General features: G+C 62.6%; 19 protein-coding genes. 11 read left to right on the top strand and 8 right to left on the bottom strand.

Going from position 1 to position 19,385, the window contains the following annotated elements; genetic code table 11:
• Window positions 1-32: 32 nt before the first annotated feature.
• From J2X38_RS08460 to J2X38_RS08425, 8 genes are all read left to right on the top strand, one after another.
• The gene (locus J2X38_RS08460) at window positions 33-1,643 is read left to right on the top strand and encodes a P-loop ATPase, Sll1717 family (RefSeq protein ID WP_310253132.1); all 1,611 of its coding nucleotides are present in this window, start codon (window positions 33-35) and stop codon (window positions 1,641-1,643) included.
• A 134-nt stretch (window positions 1,644-1,777) separates the two neighbouring features.
• Window positions 1,778-2,839: a substrate-binding domain-containing protein gene (locus J2X38_RS08455; RefSeq protein WP_310253130.1), complete on the top strand. Its 1,062-nt coding sequence runs from the start codon at window positions 1,778-1,780 to the stop codon at window positions 2,837-2,839.
• 174 nt (window positions 2,840-3,013) lie between these two features.
• A complete protein-coding gene (pstC, locus tag J2X38_RS08450; protein ID WP_310253128.1) occupies window positions 3,014-4,390 on the top strand; it encodes a phosphate ABC transporter permease subunit PstC in 1,377 nt (458 codons plus the stop codon).
• Entirely contained in the window at window positions 4,383-5,639 is a 1,257-nt protein-coding gene (pstA, locus tag J2X38_RS08445) for a phosphate ABC transporter permease PstA (protein WP_310253126.1), read from the top strand. The genes pstC and pstA overlap by 8 nt, the downstream gene beginning before the upstream one ends.
• A 4-nt stretch (window positions 5,640-5,643) precedes the next feature.
• Window positions 5,644-6,426: a phosphate ABC transporter ATP-binding protein PstB gene (pstB, locus tag J2X38_RS08440; RefSeq protein ID WP_058538096.1), complete on the top strand. Its 783-nt coding sequence runs from the start codon at window positions 5,644-5,646 to the stop codon at window positions 6,424-6,426.
• Window positions 6,427-6,450: 24 nt separating this feature from the next.
• Complete coding sequence (phoU, locus tag J2X38_RS08435; protein ID WP_058538097.1) at window positions 6,451-7,170, top strand: phosphate signaling complex protein PhoU; 720 nt, start codon at window positions 6,451-6,453, stop codon at window positions 7,168-7,170.
• On the top strand, window positions 7,170-7,868 hold the full coding sequence (gene phoB, locus J2X38_RS08430) for a phosphate regulon transcriptional regulator PhoB (RefSeq protein WP_058538098.1): 699 nt from the start codon (window positions 7,170-7,172) through the stop codon (window positions 7,866-7,868). Before phoU ends, phoB begins: the two co-directional genes overlap by 1 nt.
• A gap of 196 nt (window positions 7,869-8,064) precedes the next feature.
• On the top strand, window positions 8,065-8,394 hold the full coding sequence (locus tag J2X38_RS08425; RefSeq protein ID WP_197411444.1) for a multidrug efflux SMR transporter: 330 nt from the start codon (window positions 8,065-8,067) through the stop codon (window positions 8,392-8,394).
• Between the two features lie 298 nt (window positions 8,395-8,692).
• On the opposite strand, the gene J2X38_RS08420 is transcribed toward J2X38_RS08425, so the two are convergent.
• A complete protein-coding gene (locus J2X38_RS08420; RefSeq protein ID WP_310253120.1) occupies window positions 8,693-10,057 on the bottom strand; it encodes a porin in 1,365 nt (454 codons plus the stop codon).
• A 203-nt stretch (window positions 10,058-10,260) separates the two neighbouring features.
• Between J2X38_RS08420 and J2X38_RS08415 the strand changes: the two genes are divergently transcribed.
• Complete coding sequence (locus J2X38_RS08415) at window positions 10,261-11,163, top strand: SDR family oxidoreductase (RefSeq protein ID WP_058538100.1); 903 nt, start codon at window positions 10,261-10,263, stop codon at window positions 11,161-11,163.
• A 236-nt stretch (window positions 11,164-11,399) separates the two neighbouring features.
• Window positions 11,400-12,473: a hypothetical protein gene (locus J2X38_RS08410; protein ID WP_310253118.1), complete on the top strand. Its 1,074-nt coding sequence runs from the start codon at window positions 11,400-11,402 to the stop codon at window positions 12,471-12,473.
• Here the strand turns inward: J2X38_RS08410 and J2X38_RS08405 are convergent.
• The 7 genes from J2X38_RS08405 to J2X38_RS08375 form a co-directional block, all read right to left on the bottom strand.
• On the bottom strand, window positions 12,451-12,798 hold the full coding sequence (locus J2X38_RS08405; protein WP_310253116.1) for a DUF2794 domain-containing protein: 348 nt from the start codon (window positions 12,796-12,798) through the stop codon (window positions 12,451-12,453). The two genes, J2X38_RS08410 and J2X38_RS08405, sit on opposite strands and share 23 nt — an antisense overlap.
• Complete coding sequence (gene cysE, locus J2X38_RS08400) at window positions 12,798-13,514, bottom strand: serine O-acetyltransferase (RefSeq protein ID WP_058538103.1); 717 nt, start codon at window positions 13,512-13,514, stop codon at window positions 12,798-12,800. The genes J2X38_RS08405 and cysE overlap by 1 nt, the downstream gene beginning before the upstream one ends.
• Window positions 13,515-13,597: 83 nt before the next feature.
• On the bottom strand, window positions 13,598-14,197 hold the full coding sequence (locus tag J2X38_RS08395) for a hypothetical protein (protein ID WP_310253114.1): 600 nt from the start codon (window positions 14,195-14,197) through the stop codon (window positions 13,598-13,600).
• A 28-nt stretch (window positions 14,198-14,225) separates the two neighbouring features.
• Window positions 14,226-15,635: a pyruvate dehydrogenase complex E1 component subunit beta gene (locus J2X38_RS08390; RefSeq protein WP_310253112.1), complete on the bottom strand. Its 1,410-nt coding sequence runs from the start codon at window positions 15,633-15,635 to the stop codon at window positions 14,226-14,228.
• 1 nt (window position 15,636) lies between these two features.
• Complete coding sequence (gene pdhA, locus J2X38_RS08385) at window positions 15,637-16,707, bottom strand: pyruvate dehydrogenase (acetyl-transferring) E1 component subunit alpha (RefSeq protein ID WP_058538106.1); 1,071 nt, start codon at window positions 16,705-16,707, stop codon at window positions 15,637-15,639.
• Between the two features lie 261 nt (window positions 16,708-16,968).
• Window positions 16,969-17,295, bottom strand: a complete 327-nt coding sequence (locus J2X38_RS08380; protein WP_056374132.1) for a septum formation initiator family protein — start codon at window positions 17,293-17,295, stop codon at window positions 16,969-16,971.
• Window positions 17,296-17,404: 109 nt separating this feature from the next.
• Window positions 17,405-17,986, bottom strand: a complete 582-nt coding sequence (locus J2X38_RS08375; RefSeq protein WP_058538107.1) for a helix-turn-helix transcriptional regulator — start codon at window positions 17,984-17,986, stop codon at window positions 17,405-17,407.
• Between the two features lie 98 nt (window positions 17,987-18,084).
• Here J2X38_RS08375 and J2X38_RS08370 point away from each other — a divergent pair, with 98 nt between their 5' ends.
• Complete coding sequence (locus tag J2X38_RS08370; RefSeq protein ID WP_310253109.1) at window positions 18,085-19,383, top strand: S41 family peptidase; 1,299 nt, start codon at window positions 18,085-18,087, stop codon at window positions 19,381-19,383.
• The last annotated feature ends 2 nt before the right edge of the window (window positions 19,384-19,385 follow it).

The following is a 19,385-nucleotide window of genomic DNA, read 5'->3' as shown; positions in this document are numbered from 1 at the left end:
CCATTCTAAAACACAGCAAGGCGAGCTCATCTATGCCCTCGGAATCAGATAAAAATAATAGCAATACGAGCAAAAGACGGAGGAGGTGGCGTGCAAATCGCCGCGATCGCACGGCTGTAGCACAGGAAAATGCAGTAGAGATTCGCAATATCGATATCGGCGAACCCGATGCGAATGCAGAGTATTACATCGCTCAGAAAACAAAAAAAAGCCCTCTATACTTGAGAGCGTTCTACGAGTGGCAGGGGGGTGTCACAAATGAAATATCCGAAGGAAGCAAGTTTATCCTATTTGGGCAAAAGGGAACTGGAAAAACCGCAATCCTGAGACATTTAGAAAACTCAACATCTCAAACAATTCCAACTTCATTTGTAGTATTTAGAAAAGAAATAATCGAAGAAGCCAATCTTGCGAATTTGGCTACTACATTTGCTGCCAGCCTAGTCGTGGATGAAGAAAAAATAAAAGACTCAAAATTTTACTATCATGCGATGAAACGCCTCCTTCTTACCTTCCTTCTTTCAAAATGCTCTGAATTGGACCAGGCTCCCGATGATGTAAGCTGGTTTACAAAACTTTACAACGACTTGAAAGGGTCTGGAATAGGCCAGATTGCTGCACTCGTAACCGATTCCGTTATTGGAAGCATCCAATCTCTGGAAGTAGATGTCGGCGCCATTAGTGGGGGAACCGTCTCCGTTAACGCTTCGAAGGCAATCAAAAGAAGCAACGACGCTTTCCAAAAATATGCATTTGAGCAATTTATAAAGAAAAATCTTAGGGCAAGAATATTTCTGGACGAGATGCATTTTGCATATCGAGACACAGAAGGACTCAGTGCCGATGCCTCACTAGTTCGAGATACCATACTTGCCGTTAGAGAGATTAACGAACGGCTTATTGAAAATGGCATTGATGCACTGGTAATAATTTCTGTACGCTCAGAGTTTTTGGAGCACCAAGAAATCGCGGTCGCCGACGTCGCCCACACTATTGAGTCCTATGGCATAGAGCTCAGCTGGGAAAACGCGCCCTATGATCGCAACCACCCGATGTTTGAGATGATGGCTGAACGCCTAAAAGTGTCACTAGGTGAAAATTTCGACAAGCAAACGATGATAGCAAATTTTATCCCCATTGGCCTTGCCAACGATTTTCTCGAGTATACTTGGGGAAAACCGAGAGATATTGTGCGCTATTTCAAATCACTCAAAGCCACCTTCCCGTCTAGATCATCAATAAAGAAGGGAAAAGAATATTCTTCTGTAATTAGGAGATACTCTCAAGCAGCCTGGCAGGATCAAAAAGCCGCCCTCGCCTCCTTTGTACCGAAAAACTGCATTCCAAAGCTGGAAGAAGTTCTGCAAGAAATTTCGAATAGAAACTTTGATAACAGCAAGAAATACAAGAAAAAAGATATAGCTATAGAACTTAAAGACGCTTTTGACGAAATGGTCAAATCTGGAATAAGTTATGATATAAAGGAATTAATAAAACTTCTTTACATTGTAGGAGTTTTTTCGGTTCGATACCGAGATGCCGGCCAGCAAGAAATCATTCATCAATTTCATCGCGGCAATCGCCACCCTTACACCGATGGATATTATTATGTGCATCGGGCAGTAGCGAAGGCTCTCTCCTAAGCATCCACAGTCATGACACTTATATGACACTCCCTGTCACATACACGTCACACAACGCGCCCAAATGGCCCTCAGCGAGTCGCCGCGGGGGTGGTGGCTTGGATCGGTAACGACCCCCACCACAGGATTATCCCATGCTGCAGAAATTCGCTCCCCGGTTGCTTGGCGTCGCTGGTGCCGCGACGTGCGCGCTGGCGCTTTCCGCGTGCCAGGATCAGGCGTCTTCGGGCGGCGGGGCGCGCGATTATATCAGCGCGGTCGGTTCCTCGACCGTCTATCCCTTTGCCACCGCGGTCGGCGAGAAGTTCGCCGAAGCGACGGGCAACAAGACCCCCAAGATCGACAGCACGGGCACCGGCGGCGGCTTTGAGCGCTTCTGCTCGGGCGTCGGCGGCGATACCCCCGACATCGCGAACGCGTCGCGCCGTATCAAGAAGAAGGAATTCGACACCTGCGCCGCGAACGGCGTCAAGGAGATCGTCGAAATCCAGGTCGGCATCGACGGCATCGCACTGGGCGAAGCGTCGCGCGGCCCCGGCTTCAAGCTGACCGAGGAAGATGTCTATAAGGCACTCGCGGCGAACCCCTATGGCAAGCCGAATAGCGCGAAGACGTGGAAGGACGTGAACCCGGCGCTTCCCGCGGTCGCGATCTCGGTCTTTGGCCCGCCGTCGACCAGCGGCACGTACGATGCGTTCAAGGAGCTGATCCTCGGCCGTGGCTGCGACGCCAATGCCGAGATGAAGGCGCTGAAGGACAGCGACAAGGAAAAGCACGAAGCGACCTGCACCACGCTGCGCGGCGCGCCCTATTATGTCGAGCAGGGCGAGAATGATAACCTGATCATCTCGAAGCTCGACAAGAACCCGACGAGCCTCGGCATCTTCGGCTTCAGCTATCTCGATGCCAACAAGGACAAGATCAAGGCGGTTCCGGTGCAGGGCGTTTCGCCGACCTATGCGGCGATTGCCGATGGCAGCTACCCCGGTTCGCGCCCGCTGTTCATCTATGTGAAGAAGGCGCATGTCGGCGTCGTCCCCGGCCTCGCCGAATATGTCGCCGAGTTCCTGAAGGGTGCCGGCGAAGGCGGTTATCTGAACGCCAAGGGCCTGATCGTGTCGCCGAAGGCGATCGCGGACACCGCCGCGGCGAACGGCAAGGGCATGACCGCGCTGAACGGCGCCGAGCTGAAGTAACGCAATTAGACGGCTCTCCCCCTCTCCGTTCGTGTCGAGCTTCACCGCCTCTCCGTTCGCATCGAGCGAAGTCGAGATGCCCCGAAGTCCGGCACTGCCGATGGGTGTCTCGACTTCGCTCGACACGAGCGAAAATGGGATGCTCGATGCGAACGGAAATTTTTGGACTGAGAAGTGACCTTCAACGCCGCCGCCCTTTTGCTTTTGATCGCGGGTCTCGCGCTGATCGGCTGGCTCGCCGGTCGCGCGCGGTCGAACCTGCTCGCCGGCCGCGCGGGGACAAAGCTCCATTCGCGCCCGCAATATCATGGCTGGTATGTCGCGCTGTGGCTGTTCGCCCCCGCGGCGCTGTTTCTTGCCGTCTGGTCGTCGGTCTCGCCGGCGCTGATCACCAATCAGGTGCTCGCGACCGAGGCGGCGCAATCGCTGCCCTCCTTCGGGTTCGAGCGCGGGGCGATCCTGTCGGATGCGCGCGCCGTGGCGCAGGGCAAGCAGGCCGACGTGCGGCTGCCCGCCGCGGCGCCGCTGGTGAAACCCTATGCCGATGCGAGCCACAAATATGCGTGGATCGGCATCGCCGCGATGCTCGCGCTGGCGCTTGCGGGCGGGCTTTATGCTTTCACGCGGATCAAACCCGATTTCCGCGCGCGGACGCGGGTCGAAAAGATCGTGATGCTGGTGCTGCTGCTCGCGTCGCTCGTCGCGATCCTCACGACCTTTGGCATCGTGCTCTCGCTGCTGTTTGAATCGATCCGCTTCTTCCGCCTTGTCTCGCCCGCCGAGTTGCTGTTCGGCACCGAGTGGGCACCGACGAGCGGGGCGCCGCAGCCCGACACCTTCGGCGGCATTCCCTTGTTCTGGGGCACGATCCTGATCGGCGCGATCATCGCGATGATCGTCGCGATCCCGATCGGGATGATGACCGCGGTCTACCTCACCCAATATGCCGCACCGACGGTGCGCAAATGGGTGAAGCCTTTGCTCGAGATTCTCGCGGGCGTGCCGACCGTCGTTTACGGCTATTTCGCCGCGCTGACGGTTGCGCCGGCGCTGCGCGAGTTCGCGGTGATGCTCGGTATTCCGAACGCCTCGACCGAAAGCGCGCTTGCCGCGGGTATCGTGATGGGCGTGATGATCATCCCCTTCGTCTCCTCGATGGCCGACGACAGCATCAACGCGGTGCCGCAGGCGATGCGCGACGGCAGCCTCGCATTGGGCGCGACGCCGAACGAGACGATCCGCCAGGTGCTGATCCCCGCCGCGCTTCCGGGCGTGATGGGCGGCATATTGCTCGCGGTCAGCCGCGCGATCGGCGAGACGATGATCGTGGTGATGGCGGCGGGCCTGTCGGCCAACATGACCGCCAACCCCTTTGCCAGCGTCACCACGGTGACCGCGCAGATCGTGAAATTGCTCACCGGCGATCAGGAGTTCGACAGCGCGAAAACGCTCGCCGCCTTCGCGCTGGGGCTCGTCCTCTTCATCGTCACGCTGCTGCTCAACATCGTCGCGCTGCGCATCGTCAAAAGATATCGTGAAGCTTATGAATAGGCAGACCGCCCCCACCGACTGGAAAGGCTCCGTGATGCAGTCCCGCATCGCGAAGCGCTACGCCGCCGAACGCCGCTTCAAGCTGATGGGGCTGGGCGCGGTGCTGCTCTCGGGCGCTTTCCTCGCTTTCCTGCTCTTCGTGATGGTCGGCAACGGCGCGCGCGGCTTCATGTATACGCATGTCGCGGTGCCGGTCGATTTCAAGGCGATGCCGCTGACGATCGACACGGCGCGCCTCGGCGATGCGGACGCCGATCAGGTGATCGCGAGCGCGGGGCTCGCCGACATCGTCGCCTTTGCCGCCGACGAGGCGCTGGGCACCGACGGGTCGAAGCTGATTTCCGAAAATGCATGGAAGGAAGTGCGCAGCGCGATCAAGGACGATCCCGAATTGCTGAACGGCAAGACGGTGTTCGAACTGCCCGCCGCGTCCGAAGTCGACATCGCTGCCAAGGAAGGCGCCAAGGGCGCACTCGGCGCGAAGGTCGATGCGCTGGAGAAGGACGGCAAGCTGTCGACCGGGATCCACTGGCCCTTCTTCAAGAATGCCGACGCGACCGACCCCGCGGTCGCGGGCATCTGGGGGGCGCTCAAGGGATCGGTGCTGACGATCTTCATCGCTTTCCTGATCGCCTTCCCGACCGGGGTGCTCGCGGCGCTCTATCTGGAAGAATATGCGCCGAAGAACCGCTGGACCGACCTGATCGAAGTGTCGATCAACAACCTCGCCGCGGTGCCCTCGATCATCTTCGGCCTGCTCGCGCTCGCGGTGTTCATCAACTGGTTCGGGCTATGCCAGGCGAGCCCGCTCGTCGGGGGCTTGACGCTCGCGCTGATGACGATGCCGGTGATCGTGATCGCCAGCCGCAACGCGATCAAATCGGTGCCGCCTTCGATCCGCGACGCCGCGCTCGGTGTGGGCGCGAGCCCGGTGCAGGTGGTGTTCCACCATGTGCTGCCGCTTGCGCTGCCCGGCATCCTCACCGGCACGATCATCGGCATGGCGCGCGCGCTGGGCGAGACCGCGCCGTTGCTGCTCGTCGGCATGCGCGCCTTTATCGGCGACGTTCCGGGCGGCATCTGCTCGCCGTCGACCGTGCTGCCGATGCAGATCTTCCTCTGGTCGGACGAAGTCGACCGGGGCTTTGTCGAGAAAACCTCCGCCGCGATTATCGTGCTGCTTATCGTGCTGCTGTCGATGAACGCCTTTGCGATCTATCTTCGCAACAAATTCGAAAAACGCTGGTGACCCCATGACCCAAGACGATCTTACCATCGCCGACCCCAAGATGAAGGCGCACGGCGTCAATGTCTTCTATGGCGAGAAACAGGCGATCAACGACGTGTCGATCGATGTCGGCACCGACCTGGTCACTGCCTTCATCGGCCCGTCGGGCTGCGGCAAGTCGACCTTCCTGCGCTCGCTCAACCGCATGAACGATACGGTCGCCAGTGCCAAGGTCACCGGCCAGATCGAACTCGACGGCGAGGATATCTATGCGCCGTCGATGGACGTCGTGCAGCTGCGCGCACGCGTCGGGATGGTGTTCCAGAAACCGAACCCCTTCCCCAAGTCGATCTATGACAATGTCGGCTATGGCCCGCGCATCCACGGGCTCGCGCCGAACAAGGCCGACCTCGACGTGATCGTCGAGCGCGCGCTGGTGCGCGCCGGCCTGTGGGACGAGGTCAAGGACCGCCTCGCCGAAAGCGGCACTGCCTTGTCGGGCGGCCAGCAGCAGCGCCTGTGCATCGCGCGCGCGATCGCGGTCGATCCCGAAGTCATTTTGATGGACGAGCCCTGCTCGGCGCTCGACCCGATCGCGACCGCGAAGATCGAGGAGCTGATCCACGAACTGCGCGGCAAATATGCGATCGTGATCGTCACGCATAACATGCAGCAGGCGGCCCGCGTGTCGCAGCGCACCGCCTTTTTCCACCTCGGGACGCTGGTCGAATATGGCAAGACCACCGACATCTTCACCAACCCGAAGCAGGAACGCACCAAGGACTATATCACTGGCCGCTACGGTTAAGCCGCAGCCAAAAGGACAAGAGTGATGGCACTAACGAACGATCATACGGTCAAAGCCTTCGACGAAGACCTGAACCGCCTCCGCGGGCTGATCAGCGAAATGGGCGGCCGCGCCGAACAGGCGCTGCTCCAGGCGATGACCTCGCTCAGCAAGGGCGATCTCGACCTCGCGGCGCAGGTCGTGCGCGACGACAAGAAGATCGACGCGCTCGAGGCCGAGGTCGAACAGCTCGCGGTCCAGACGATCGCGCTCCGCGCGCCGATGGCCGACGATCTGCGCGAAATGATCGCGGCATTGAAGATCGTCTCGGTGGTCGAGCGCATCGGCGACTATGCGAAGAATATCGCCAAGCGCGTCGCGCTGATGGACCAGACGCGCTCGATCGAGGCGATCCCGCTGCTGATTTCGATGTCGAACATCGTCGCCGAACTGATCCACGACGCGCTCGACAGCTTCGCGGCGCGCGACGCCGAACTCGCGGTGCGGGTGACGGTGCGCGACAAGAATGTCGACGATTTCTACAACAGCATCTTCCGCACGCTCGTTACCTTCATGATGGAAAATCCCAAGTACATCACCGAAAGCGCGCACCTGCTGTTCGTCGCCAAGAACCTCGAGCGCATGGGCGACCATGCGACGAACATCGCCGAGATGGTCTATTATGTCGTCACCGGCGACCATATGGAGGAACGCGAGCGCGGCGAGCAGCCCGAAGATGGCGCCGCGGAGCAGGAGCAAGGCTGATGCCGCAGCCCGACCTGCTGCTCATCGAGGATGACGAGGCGATCGCCGAACTCATCGTCTGGCATTTCGCCCGCGAAGGCTTTTCGGTCCGCCAGACCCCCGACGGCGAGCAGGCGCTCGTCCTCGTCGAGGAACGCGTCCCCGACATCGTCCTGCTCGACTGGATGATCGAAAGCCTGCCCGGGATCGAAGTTTGCCGCCGCCTCCGCCGTAACCCCAAGTCGGCGAACGTCCCGATCATCATGCTCACCGCGCGCGGCGAGGAAGAGGACCGCATCCGCGGGCTCGAGACCGGCGCCGACGATTATGTCACCAAGCCGTTCAGCCCGCGCGAACTCGTTGCGCGCGTCCAGGCGGTGCTCCGCCGCCTGCGCCCCGCGCTGGCGGGCGAGATGCTGACCTATGCCGACATCGAGCTCGACTCGGTCGCGCACAAGGTCGTGCGCAACAGCCAGATCGTCGCGATGGGTCCGACCGAGTTCCGCCTGCTCCGCCACTTCATGGAGCATCCGGGCCGCGTCTTTTCGCGCGGGCAATTGCTTGACAGCGTGTGGGGCCAGGACAGCGATATCGAACTGCGCACCGTCGACGTCCATATCCGGCGTTTGCGCAAGGCGATCAACCTGCCCGGCACGAGCGACATCATCCGCACCGTGCGCTCGGCGGGTTATGCGCTCGATTCGGGCAAGAGCGTCTGACGTCGAACGGCGCCGGCCCGGTTGATTCTCACCGTCAGGCCGGATAGGTCCGGCGTGCCGAGAATAGAGTAGCAGGCTGGTATCTCCTGCGCCCGTTTAGCGGGTTCTTCTCCGCCACGGCGTCGACCAGCCTTTTGCGGCGGGTGGCGCGGAATTGCAGTTGCCGCCCCGCCGCTACCGACGACGGAGCATCGCCATGCAATATATCTACCTCGCCATCGCCATCGTTGCAGAGGTCGTTGCGACCAGTTTCATGAAACAATCGGAAGGCTTCACGAAGCTCGTCCCGTCGCTGATTACCGCCGGCGGCTATATTGTGGCCTTCTATTTCCTCTCGCTGACCCTGCGGACCTTGCCCACGGGAATCGCCTATGCGATCTGGTCCGGCGTCGGGATCGTGCTGATCGCGGCGATCGCGTGGGTGTTTCAGGGCCAGAAGCTCGATACGCCCGCCATGGTCGGCATGGCGCTGATCATATGCGGCGTGGTGGTGATGAACGGCTTTTCGAACAGCACCGCACACTGATCGCCGGATTCGACGGATGCCTTCGGGTCCGATGAGATTGCTGCGCTTCGCGGCAAGCTCCTTTTCCGACCAGAAGCCCCGGAAGTCCGCTAGCGACCGGAAGCGGACCCCCATCCCCATAACCCGTTCGCATCGAGCGAAGTCGAGATGCCCCTCGGGACAGCGCCATTACGATGGGCGTCTCGACTTCGCTCGACACGAACGGCATTTGAGAACGGCTTGAACCAACCCTCCCCTTCTTCGTCACCCCGGACTTGATCCGGGGTCCACAGCTACCGTTGCGCTAATGGATCCCGGATCAGAAATCGATCTGCGTGCGCAGCCCGAACGTGTCGGCCGAATAGCTGCGGTCGCCCGTCGCGGTGGCGACGCGCGCATCGTCGAGCCAGACTTTGCCGTAGTTGGCAGTGATCCGGACATAGTCGATCGGCGCCCAGGCGAGCCCGATCAGCGCCGTCTTTTGCTGCCCGCCACGCACGCCCGCGTCGTTGAGGTCGAGATAGTCGTAGCGCGCATTGACCTCGATCGCGCCGATCCCGCCGGCGGTGATCGGCTTCGACGGCTTGAGGCGGTCGAACGCGCCATCCCTGTACGCGCGCGCGTCGCCGCCCGTCAGTACCATGCCGACTTCGGCATAGCCGCCGAAGAAGGTCGGGTCGGCGGCGGCGGTGCTGCGCTTGACGCTCTGCCAATAGGCTTCGCCCGCGGCGTGGAACGGCCCGGCGATCACCGCGCCTTCGAGGCCGAGGCCGCGCTCGCTCGATATGTCGATCAGCCCCGTGTCGACCAGCCGCACGTCGGTCGTGTGGACGAAAGGACGCGCGCGGTAGCGGTTCGTCGCCGCGGGGTCATTGGGGTCACGGTAATGGGCCGATGCGGCAAGGTGAAGCTGCGCGTTGCCAAGCTTCGGCATGAACACGACGCGGCCGTCGACGCTGAGGCTGTGGTTGCTGTCGGTGAGGTCGGCGGCATTGTCGCTGAACACCCCGCCCTGCAGCAGCAGCGCTTTGCCCTTATATTGCGCTGACAGGCCGACACGGCGTTCGAAACCGAATGCCTGGATAAAGGCGGCGCGCTCGGTGAAGCTGGTGAACAGATCGCTCGTCATGTCGTCGAGCGACCAGAAAGGCTTGACCTGGCCCGCGGTGATCAACAGCGGCCCGGTGCCATAGGCCAGGTAAATATCGGTCAGTTCGACCTCACTGTTCGCGAGGTCGGCCTCGACGCGGTACGAAAAGCCGCCCGGGATTTTACCGTCGACGCCGAGGTAGATACGGCGGAACTCGGTCGCGGTGCCGCCGCGGATGCCCGTCACGCCCGCCGGCGTGTCGATGCCCGCGACGTCGAGCTGGACGCGCCCGCGCGGCTTGAAGCTCCAGCCGTCGGCGGTCTTGATCTCGGGGGCGCCCTTCCAGCTGATCTCGGTCGCGGGCTTCGCTGTGACCGAAGGCGGCGCGGGCGGCGGCACCGGAGCCGGTGCGGGCGCCGGCTGCGCGGTCGCGGTATCGAGCCGCGTTTCGAGCGTCTGCACCTTCGACTTCAGCGCCGCAAGCTCGGCGCGCAGCTGCGCCGCTTCCTCGGCGGTCATCGCCTGAGCGTGGGCGGCGGTCGGCAGGCTGAACATCGACGTCGCCAGCAGAGCGGCGGTCAGGGCGTGGCGCATGAGGGATTTGCTCCGTTGCGAAAGGTTACAAGCTCGGGGCGCTGCTATGACGCTTGCGTGACATATGCACGTCATTTGCGTGACATTTTTGTTTCATCCAGCATTTTCTCTCCCTCTTGCCAGCAAGGAGCGAACGGCTAAGGACGTTCCAGTTTTTTCGGGCAACCTTTCTTCGGGGAGGCCGCCCTATCCGGGAGACCATCATGACGATCAAATTTGACGGCCGCGTTGCTATTGTCACCGGCGCCGGCGGCGGTCTTGGCCGCGCCTATGCGCTCGAACTCGCGCGGCGCGGGGCAAAGGTGGTCGTCAACGACCTCGGCGGATCGCGCGACGGCACCGGCCATTCGGACGCGGCGCTGCAGGTGGTCGAGGAAATCCGCGCCGCGGGCGGCACCGCGATCTCGAACGGCGGCAGCGTTACCGAATATGACCAGATGGTCGAAATGGTCGCACGTGCGAAGGAAGAATGGGGCGGTGTCCATGTCCTCATCAACAACGCCGGCATCCTGCGCGACAAGAGCTTTGCCAAGATGGAGCCCGCCGATTTCGACCTGGTGCTGAAGGTGCATGTGAGCGGCAGCGCCAATGTCACCAAGGCGTGCTGGGACCTGATGCGCGAACAGGCGTACGGCCGCATCCTGATGACCGCGTCGTCGACGGGCCTCTACGGCAATTTCGGCCAGGCCAATTATGGCGCGGCAAAACTCGGCCTCGCGGGGCTGACCAAGACGCTTCACCTCGAAGGCGCGAAATACAACATCCGCTGCAACACGATCGCCCCGGTCGCGGGCACGCGCATGACCGAGGATATCTTCCCCGCAGAGCTGTTCGAGAAGTTCACCCCCGAGAATGTCGTTCCGGCGGCGCTCTATCTGGTCAGCGAAGACGCCCCGACCAACATGATCGTCGGCGCGGGCGCGGGCGCGTTCCACGCCGCTTATGTCACGATGACCCCCGGCGTCGCGCTGCCCGAGGGCGAGCGTACCCCCGAGGGCGTCGCCGCGGCGTGGGAGAAGATCATCGACCGCAATGGCGAAATCGTCCCGCAGTCGGGCAGCGAGCAGTCGATGAACGTCATGAAAGCGTTGATGGCGCTGGGGTGACCGAACCAATCCTCCCTGTCGCGCAGCGATGGGGAGGTGGCAGCGCGCAGCGCTGACGGAGGGGCTTTGGCGCGACGCCGCTGCCCCTCCACCACCGCCTACGGCGGCGGTCCCCCTCCCCATGCCTGCGGCACGGGGAGGATCGGCTTTCACTACCGCCACGCTGTATTGACACACTAACACGCCCATGCCATAACCATCGCGGGGCAAGGGGATCGGACAGAAGGACGACCCCGATGTATAGTGAAACCGACCTGCAAGCTGCGGTCGATGCAAAGGTACTGACGCCGGAGGCCGCGCTGGCTTTCCGGTCGCATATCGCATCGGTGCGCGCCGCCCCCGGAGCGGATGAGGAATCATTCCGCCTTATCACCGGCTTCAACGATATTTTCGTCAGCATCGCGGCGGTGATCCTGCTCGTCGCGGTCGGCTGGATCGGCGCCTCGATCCATACCGCGCTCGGCGGCGCCTTCGTCGCCGGCTCGGCATGGTTCCTCGCCGAATATTTCACCCGCAAACGCCGGATGGCGCTGCCCAGCATCGTCCTCGTCCTCGCCTTTGCCGGCGGCGTCTTTGCGACGATGGTCGGTGTCCTCGTCGAGCATGGCGAGGCCATCTTCGGGAGCGATCCCGGCGAAACCACCGGCGCGATCCTCATCGGCGCGATGGCGCTCGTCACCGCCGCGGCGACCTGGGCGCACTGGAAGCGCTTCATGGTGCCGATCACCGTCGCCGCCGGAACCGCCGCGCTCGCCGCCACCGCGGTCGCGCTCGTGCTCGCCATCACCGGGATGCCCAGCCCCGACGGCACGCTGCCGATGGTGCTCGTGCTGATCGCCGGGCTCGGCGTCTTCGCCCTCGCGATGTGGTGGGACCGCAGCGACCGCGTGCGCCAGACGCGCCGCAGCGATGTCGCCTTCTGGCTCCACCTGCTCGCCGCGCCGATGATCGCGCATCCGATCTTCCACCTGCTCGGCGTCACGCGCGGCGACGACATCGGCAGCGCCGCGGCGGTGATGGTGATCGGCGTCTATATCCTGTTCGGCCTGATCGCGCTCGCGATCGACCGCCGCGCCCTGCTCGTCTCGGCGCTCGCCTATGTGCTGTTCGCGATGACGCAGCTGTTCAACACCTTCGGTGCGGTCGAACTCAATGTCGCGCTCACGGCGTTCGTGATCGGTTCGGCGTTGCTGCTGCTCTCGGCCTTCTGGCAGAATGCGCGGGCGGTGGTGGTCGGCTTCCTGCCGGACAATCTGGCGAACCAGCTGCCCGCGACGATCCGTCCGGTCAGTCTCCAACCAGCTTCATAAGCTTGCGTTCGACGGGGGCGAGCACGTTCGACAGCTCGTCCCCGCGCTTCAAAATCGCCCCGGCTTCGGAGACAAGGGCCCACATGCCCTGCCGGCTCCGCAAGGCGGGGCGTTTTTCTATGCGGTATTCGGGGCGCTCGGCGGCGCGGCGAAAGGCCGAGAAGATCGCGGCGTCGCGGTGGAAATCCATCGCATAATCGCGCCAGTGACCCGCCGCGACCATCCGGCCGTAGAGGTCGAGGATACGCATGAGTTCGGGACGCTCGAATCCGGTCTGCTGCGGCGTCGTCCTATTTCCGAACGACAGAGGCGTGACCGTTCCCATCAGGCGCCGGTCCGGCTCCCTTTGCGCCGCGGCGCTTCATCCTCGGCCGCGAGTTCGCGTTCGTCGAGCAAGGCCTTCAGCTGCTTCTGCATCAGGTCGAGCTGGCATTGCAGCAGTTCGACCTTCTGCGTCGCGGGGTCGAAATTCTCGCTGCACGACGTGCCATACGGCACGAACTCGCGGGCATATTCGGTCGCGTCGAGCAGGGTCGAGCGCGCGGGAATGCCGACCATCACCGCGCCTTCGGGCACGTCCTTAGTCACGACGGCATTCGCGCCGATGCGCGCGCGCGCGTTGACGGTGACGGGGCCAAGAATCTGTGCGCCTGAGCCGACGATCACGTCATCGGCGAGCGTCGGATGGCGCTTGCCGCCGATGCCGTTCGCGGGGTCGGTGCCGCCCAGCGTCACGCCCTGATAGATGGAGACATTATCGCCGATCTCGGCGGTCTCGCCGATCACGACGCCAAAGCCATGATCGATGAACAGGTGGCGGCCGATCGTCGCCCCCGGATGGATGTCGACCGCCGTCAGGAAGCGCGACAGGTGATTGACGAAGCGCGCGAGGAAGAACAGCCGCGCCTCGAACAGCCAATGCGCGATGCGGTGCATTCCGACCGCCACAAGACCCGGATAGAGTAGAATTTCCCAACGCGACCGCGGCGCCGGATCGCGCGCCTTGATCGAATCGAGATAGGCGACCAGCCCGTTGAACATATAATGTCCCCTGCGACCCTATTTTGTACCGCACAAGATAGATGTTCGGGCGCGGCATTTCCACCCCCGGCGCATTTTTATCGTCAGCGGCCGAACAGGCCGAGGCGCAGCAGCAGCATTCCCTCGCTACGCAAATGCCGCTCGCCATCGTGGCTCGCGATCATGCCGGCCCAGCGGTCGAGCATCAGAAGCGGCCGGTTTCGGCCAAAAACCCTGCGCGACGGCGCATCCAGCGCCTTCGCCTGATCGAGCAAATCGCGGGCTTCGGCCTCGCCTTCCTCGACGCCCGCGCCCCAGACCAAACCCCAGCGCCGTCCGCCAGCTTCGCCGCCGCCGGACAGCGCGAAAAGCTGTCCGCCAAAGCTTTCGGAGGCCGCGCGCCGATCGCCGTCGCTCTCGGCGAGCAACATCGCTTCGGCGGCGTCGACGAGCGCGTCGAGGCCGCCCTGCCCCGCCCATGTTTCCTGAAGCTCGGCGAGCAGCGGCTCGCCCTTCGGCAAGGCGCCCGGATCGCTGGCGATCATCGCCGCCATGTCGCGCCACCAGGCGAGCTTGATCTGCCCGATCAGCGGCTCGCGCGCATCGAGCAACAGCTTGGTCAGCCGCGCGGCCAATCCCCAAAGCGCCGACAACGCCGCGCGCCGCGCGTGCGGTACGGAGACCAGCACGCGCGGATCGCGCATATCGGGATAGAAAGCCGCCTCCGGATCGTCAGGCGCGATTGCGGACCGCCTTCACGGCGGCCACGACGCGCGGCGTATCGATCAGCGCGGCCTTTTCGAGATTATGCGCATAGGGCAGCGGCACATCCTCGTTGCACACGCGCATCACGGGCGCATCGAGGTCGTCGAAGCCATGCTCCATCGCGACCATCGCGAGTTCGCTGGCGATCGAGCAGACCGGCCATCCTTCCTCGACGATGACAAGATGGTTCGTCTTCTTGAGGCTGGCGAGCACCGTCGCGATGTCGAGCGGACGGATCGTACGAAGATCAATGACCTCGGCGTCGATGCCCTCGCCCGCGAGCTGGTCGGCGGCTTCGAGCGCGAGCCCGACGCCGATCGAATAGCTGACGATGGTGACGTCGCTGCCCTGCCGCATGATCCGCGCCTTGCCGATCGGCAGGACGAAATCGTCGACCTCAGGCACGTCGAAGCTGCGGCCATAGAGCAGTTCGTTTTCGAGGAAGACGACGGGGTCTTCAGTGCGGATCGCGGCCTTCAGCAGCCCCTTGGCATCGGCCGCGTCATAGGGCGCGATCACGATCAGGCCGGGGACGCTGGCATACCAGGGCGCGAAATTCTGGCTGTGCTGCGCGCCGACGCGCGCCGCGGCGCCGTTCGGTCCGCGGAACACGATCGGGCAACGCATCTGGCCGCCCGACATATAGTTGGTCTTCGCCGCCGAGTTGATGATGTGGTCGATCGCCTGCATCGCGAAGTTGAAGGTCATAAACTCGATGATCGGACGCAGCCCGCCCATCGCGGCGCCCGCGCCGAGACCGGCGAAGCCATATTCGGTGATCGGGGTGTCCACGACGCGCTGCGCGCCGAACTCCTCGAGCAGCCCCTGCGTGACCTTGTAAGCACCCTGATACTCGGCGACTTCCTCGCCCATCACGAAGACGCGGTCGTCCTTCCGCATTTCCTCCGCCATCGCGTCGCGCAAAGCTTCGCGGACCGTCAGGCGAACCATCGCGGTGCCTTCGGGGATCGCGGGGTCCGATGCGCGTTCGGCGGGTGCCGCCTTCTCCGTCGTCCCAGCGGGAGCCGGGACCGCGGGCGTGGGAGCGCTGGCGACAGCGGCCCCAGCTTCGGCTGGGGCGACGTCTTTGGCAGGTGCGGCGGCCGGTGCCGGCGCCGGTGCGGCCGCTTCCTCACCCTCGCCCGTGATCGTCGCGATCACGGTGCCGACCTTCACATTGTCGGTGCCCTCGGCAACGAGGATCTGGCCGATCGTGCCTTCGTCGATCGCTTCGAATTCCATCGTCGCCTTGTCGGTTTCGATCTCGGCGAGAATGTCGCCCGACTTCACCGCGTCGCCTTCCTTGACGAGCCACTTGGCGAGCGTGCCTTCTTCCATCGTCGGCGACAGTGCCGGCATTTTCAATTCGATGGCCATCTCAATATTGCTCCACCAGCACGTCGGTATACAGTTCATGAAGTTCGGGTTCGGGCGCGCTTTCCGCAAAGTCGGCGGACTCGGCCACGATCGCGCGGATTTCCTTGTCGATTTCCTTGAACTTGTCCTCGGTGATGCCCGCATCGGTCATCAGCTTCTTCAGATGTTCGATCGAATCGCTCTTGTCGCGCACCGCCTGCACTTCCTCGCGGCTGCGATATTTGGCGGGGTCGGACATCGAGTGACCGCGATAGCGATAGGTCTTGAGTTCCATCAGCACGGGCCCCTTGCCCGCGCGCACCCATTCGAGCGCCGCTTCGGCGGCGCCGCGCACCGCGAGCACGTCCATGCCGTCGACCTGCATGCCCGGGATGCGGAAGCTTTCGCCGCGACGATAGAGCTGGTCCTCGGCCGAGGAGCGGTTGACCGAGGTGCCCATCGCATATTGGTTGTTCTCGATCACGAAGATGATCGGCAGCTTCCACAGCTCGGCCATGTTGAAGCTTTCGTACACCTGGCCCTGGTTCGATGCGCCGTCGCCGAAATAGGCCATCGCCACGCCGCCGTCGCCGCGATATTTGTGCGCGAAGGCGAGGCCGGTGCCGAGCGACACCTGCGCGCCGACGATGCCGTGACCGCCATAGAATTTATGCTCGACGCTGAACATGTGCATCGAGCCGCCCTTGCCCTTCGAGATGCCGGCCTGGCGTCCCGTCAGCTCGGCCATGATGACCTTGGGGTCGATGCCGTAGGCGAGCATGTGGCCATGGTCGCGGTAGCCGGTGATCACGCTGTCCTTGTCGCCGTCGAGCGCCGACTGCAGGCCGACCGCAACGGCTTCCTGCCCAATATAGAGGTGACAGAAACCGCCGATCAGGCCGAGGCCGTAAAGCTGCCCCGCCTTTTCCTCGAAGCGGCGGATGAGCAGCATCTCGCGATAGAATTTTTCCAGCTCTTCGGGCGTCGCGTCATAGGGAACGGGATCGCGCGGTTGCTCGCGGTTGCTCGCGGCGGCCGGGGTGGATGCAGTCTTTTTTGGCGCGGGGGAGGTGCGCGCGGGTGCTTTGGCCAAGGCGGGTTCCTTTGCAGTTAGCCGTTACGGCAAGCGCTCCCTATAGGAGAGCCGCGCGCCACTTGGCAACGCCCACCATGGGCGGGCGCGATGCCAACTTACGTATGCAGCAAGAGACGCGCTTACGCCCCATCCTCGTCATTCCCGCGAAGGCGGGAATCCCGCTTTTCCGAACCAAGAGGGAGGCCGATGCTGTGCCCGCAAAAAAAGGGAAGCGGGATCCCCGCCTTCGCGGGGATGACGGGAAAGCAGATGACAAGCTTAGCGCTTCGCGTCGGGTTCCATCGGAATGATCACCTCGTCGGGGTGATAGGCGCCGAGCTTCTCGCGGACATATTCCTCGGCCAGATCGGGATCGACGCGGCGCCGGTCAAGCAGGTTGACGCGGTTCTGCAGCTCGGTCTGCTTTTTCGTCAGCTCGCTCAGGATGACGCGCTGCTTCTCGACCGACTGGCCGTAATCGCCCCAGGCGTACAGGCCGGTCGGACCGAAAATGATGTAGCCGATCATCGCCAGCACCACCATCACCGCGATGGCGGGACCGGCGGCCCGGTGCATCGATTTGCGGAATTTGTGGCGCTGCGTCATTCCGGCCCTTGAATCAGAGTTGATTCGCGGCGTCAAGGCGCCCGGTGCGGGTTTTGCACCCTTTTCCATTTCAAAAACCATCAGCGGGACCATGGCCGACGCGACGGTGCTAGAGGACCACGCATCGGACGAAACGAACGGGCGTCGGCTGTCTGTTGATGAATGTGCAGGAGGAAGCGCTTGAGAATATCTTGAAATCGCCGCCAGCGACATGAAACTCGTCATTGCCGAATTCAATTATCAATAGGCCGTCGACAACAAAAATCATCTCGTGGCCTATCTCCGAATGCGCTTCCGACCGATAGCTGTCGCCGGGACCAAGCGACCACAGCCACAATTCGGTCTCCTTCGTCGACGGGGCGGTTCCCAGTAATCTGGCCTCGCTGCCCGCGGCCTTCCCCTGCCACGCAAGGCTGTTCACCCGCCTGCCATCGGCAGCATCTGGCGGCCGAACAATCTCGGAAAACGTGACCGACATCGCTGCGGCCAGTCGATCGATGCTGGACAGGCTGACGTTCGTCTCTCCGCCCTCGATGGCGGAAATCATTCGCCGGCTGAGTCCCGACATCTGGGCCAAGGCGGTTTGGCTCAAATCCCTTTCATCGCGCAATCTGCGCAGGTTTTTCCCAACATTGGCAAGCACATCGGACCTGTCCGATACATGACGTTGACTGCGCAATATATTGCTCATACTAAAGCCGACCACTGGATAATTGGGATAGCGCGGTTTGCCACCAACGACCAACCGGGAAAGTGATTGATATGCACGGTCGCCCCATGATTTTAGCAATGATGCTCGTCCCGGGCCTGTGCTTTTCCCAGGTCGCGGCGGCCGAACCGGTAGCAGAGGCACCGGTAACGGCACCCATCCTGACCACCGCAACGCGCGACGCGGCGCTGCAAGCCATCAAGGCCCGGCTAACCCGGGCCTATATCGATCCCGAACGCGTTCCCGCGATATTGGCACGGCTCGATTCGTCGAAGGCGCGCTATCGGACCGACGATCCGACGCGGTTTGCGGCGCTGATTACCGCGGACATGCAGACGGTCGCAAACGACACGCACCTCTATTTACGGTTCGAGCCCGAATGGTATCGCGCGGCGACGGCCCCGCCCGATCAGGCCGCGATCGCGGCATCCAATGCCTTCGAAGCGCAGCATGCGCGCGACTTCAATCACGGACTGGTCGAAACCCGGCTTTTGCCGGGCAATATACGGTATCTGAAGATCGTCGGCTTCTTCTGGAACGAAGCCGAGACAGCGCGGGCTTATGACGACGCGATGCGCTTCTTGAAAGGCGGGCGAGCGATCATCATCGACCTGCGCAGCAATCAGGGGGGCGACACCAACGCGCTCGACTATCTGCGGAGCCATTTCTTCGCCCCCGATACGCTGATGACCACCCTGATTACCCCCGGCAGCGCCGACGTACAGGTCCGATCGCAGCTCAACCTTCCGAGCGGGCGGCTAACCGGCATTCCCCTATATGTGCTGATCAACCATCGCTCGCGCTCTGCCGCCGAAGCATTTGCTTATACGATCGGGCAATTCAAACTCGGCGAACTGGTGGGCGAACGCACCGAGGGTGCGGCCCATTTTTCGGACGATACCGCGGTGCCGCCATTCTTCCGACTCTCGGTGCCGCTCGGATATACGCAGGATCCCATCGGCAAGCGCGACTGGGAAGGCACGGGCGTTTCCCCGACCGTCGAGGTTCCGGCGCCTGAGGCGCTGGAAACCGCCTACGACCTCGCCCTCGCCCGGCTGCTGCCGGTCACGCCCGCCGGGATCGAAAAGGATTTTCTTGTCTGGGCACGCGACCGGCTGGCGGCGCAGCGCACCGGTTATGCGCCGACCCCGACCGAACTCTCGGCCTTCGCGGGCCAATATGGCGCCGCGAAGATCGAACTTCGCGGTTCGGCCTTATGGCTGATCCGGCCCGACCGCGAGCCGCGGCAACTCAAGCCGCTCGGCGCCGGGGGATTGTTCGAAGCGGAAGACGATGACACCTTCCGCGTCAAAATCGGGAATGACGGCTTATATTTGTTGCGCCCGGGAAGCCCGCTTACCCTCGATTATCCGCGTTGACG

Origin of the sequence: Sphingopyxis sp. BE235 (assembly GCF_031457175.1) — a bacterium.
Taxonomy (GTDB): Bacteria; Pseudomonadota; Alphaproteobacteria; order Sphingomonadales; family Sphingomonadaceae; genus Sphingopyxis.
Note: the sequence above shows the minus strand (reverse complement) of the source record. Positions and strands in the feature narration are given on the sequence as shown.

Excerpts from the sequence above, each read along its gene's own strand:
- J2X38_RS08460 (WP_310253132.1), top strand. The coding sequence starts at position 33 with ATGCCCTCGGAATCAGATAAAAATAATAGCAATACGAGCAAAAGACGG.
- J2X38_RS08455 (WP_310253130.1), top strand. The coding sequence starts at position 1,778 with ATGCTGCAGAAATTCGCTCCCCGGTTGCTTGGCGTCGCTGGTGCCGCG.
- pstA (WP_310253126.1), top strand. The coding sequence starts at position 4,383 with ATGAATAGGCAGACCGCCCCCACCGACTGGAAAGGCTCCGTGATGCAG.
- pstB (WP_058538096.1), top strand. The coding sequence starts at position 5,644 with ATGACCCAAGACGATCTTACCATCGCCGACCCCAAGATGAAGGCGCAC.
- phoU (WP_058538097.1), top strand. The coding sequence starts at position 6,451 with ATGGCACTAACGAACGATCATACGGTCAAAGCCTTCGACGAAGACCTG.
- phoB (WP_058538098.1), top strand. The coding sequence starts at position 7,170 with ATGCCGCAGCCCGACCTGCTGCTCATCGAGGATGACGAGGCGATCGCC.
- J2X38_RS08425 (WP_197411444.1), top strand. The coding sequence starts at position 8,065 with ATGCAATATATCTACCTCGCCATCGCCATCGTTGCAGAGGTCGTTGCG.
- J2X38_RS08420 (WP_310253120.1), bottom strand. The coding sequence starts at position 10,057 with ATGCGCCACGCCCTGACCGCCGCTCTGCTGGCGACGTCGATGTTCAGC.
- J2X38_RS08415 (WP_058538100.1), top strand. The coding sequence starts at position 10,261 with ATGACGATCAAATTTGACGGCCGCGTTGCTATTGTCACCGGCGCCGGC.
- J2X38_RS08410 (WP_310253118.1), top strand. The coding sequence starts at position 11,400 with ATGTATAGTGAAACCGACCTGCAAGCTGCGGTCGATGCAAAGGTACTG.
- J2X38_RS08405 (WP_310253116.1), bottom strand. The coding sequence starts at position 12,798 with ATGGGAACGGTCACGCCTCTGTCGTTCGGAAATAGGACGACGCCGCAG.
- cysE (WP_058538103.1), bottom strand. The coding sequence starts at position 13,514 with ATGTTCAACGGGCTGGTCGCCTATCTCGATTCGATCAAGGCGCGCGAT.
- J2X38_RS08395 (WP_310253114.1), bottom strand. The coding sequence starts at position 14,197 with ATGCGCGATCCGCGCGTGCTGGTCTCCGTACCGCACGCGCGGCGCGCG.
- J2X38_RS08390 (WP_310253112.1), bottom strand. The coding sequence starts at position 15,635 with ATGGCCATCGAATTGAAAATGCCGGCACTGTCGCCGACGATGGAAGAA.
- J2X38_RS08380 (WP_056374132.1), bottom strand. The coding sequence starts at position 17,295 with ATGACGCAGCGCCACAAATTCCGCAAATCGATGCACCGGGCCGCCGGT.
- J2X38_RS08375 (WP_058538107.1), bottom strand. The coding sequence starts at position 17,986 with ATGAGCAATATATTGCGCAGTCAACGTCATGTATCGGACAGGTCCGAT.
- J2X38_RS08370 (WP_310253109.1), top strand. The coding sequence starts at position 18,085 with ATGATGCTCGTCCCGGGCCTGTGCTTTTCCCAGGTCGCGGCGGCCGAA.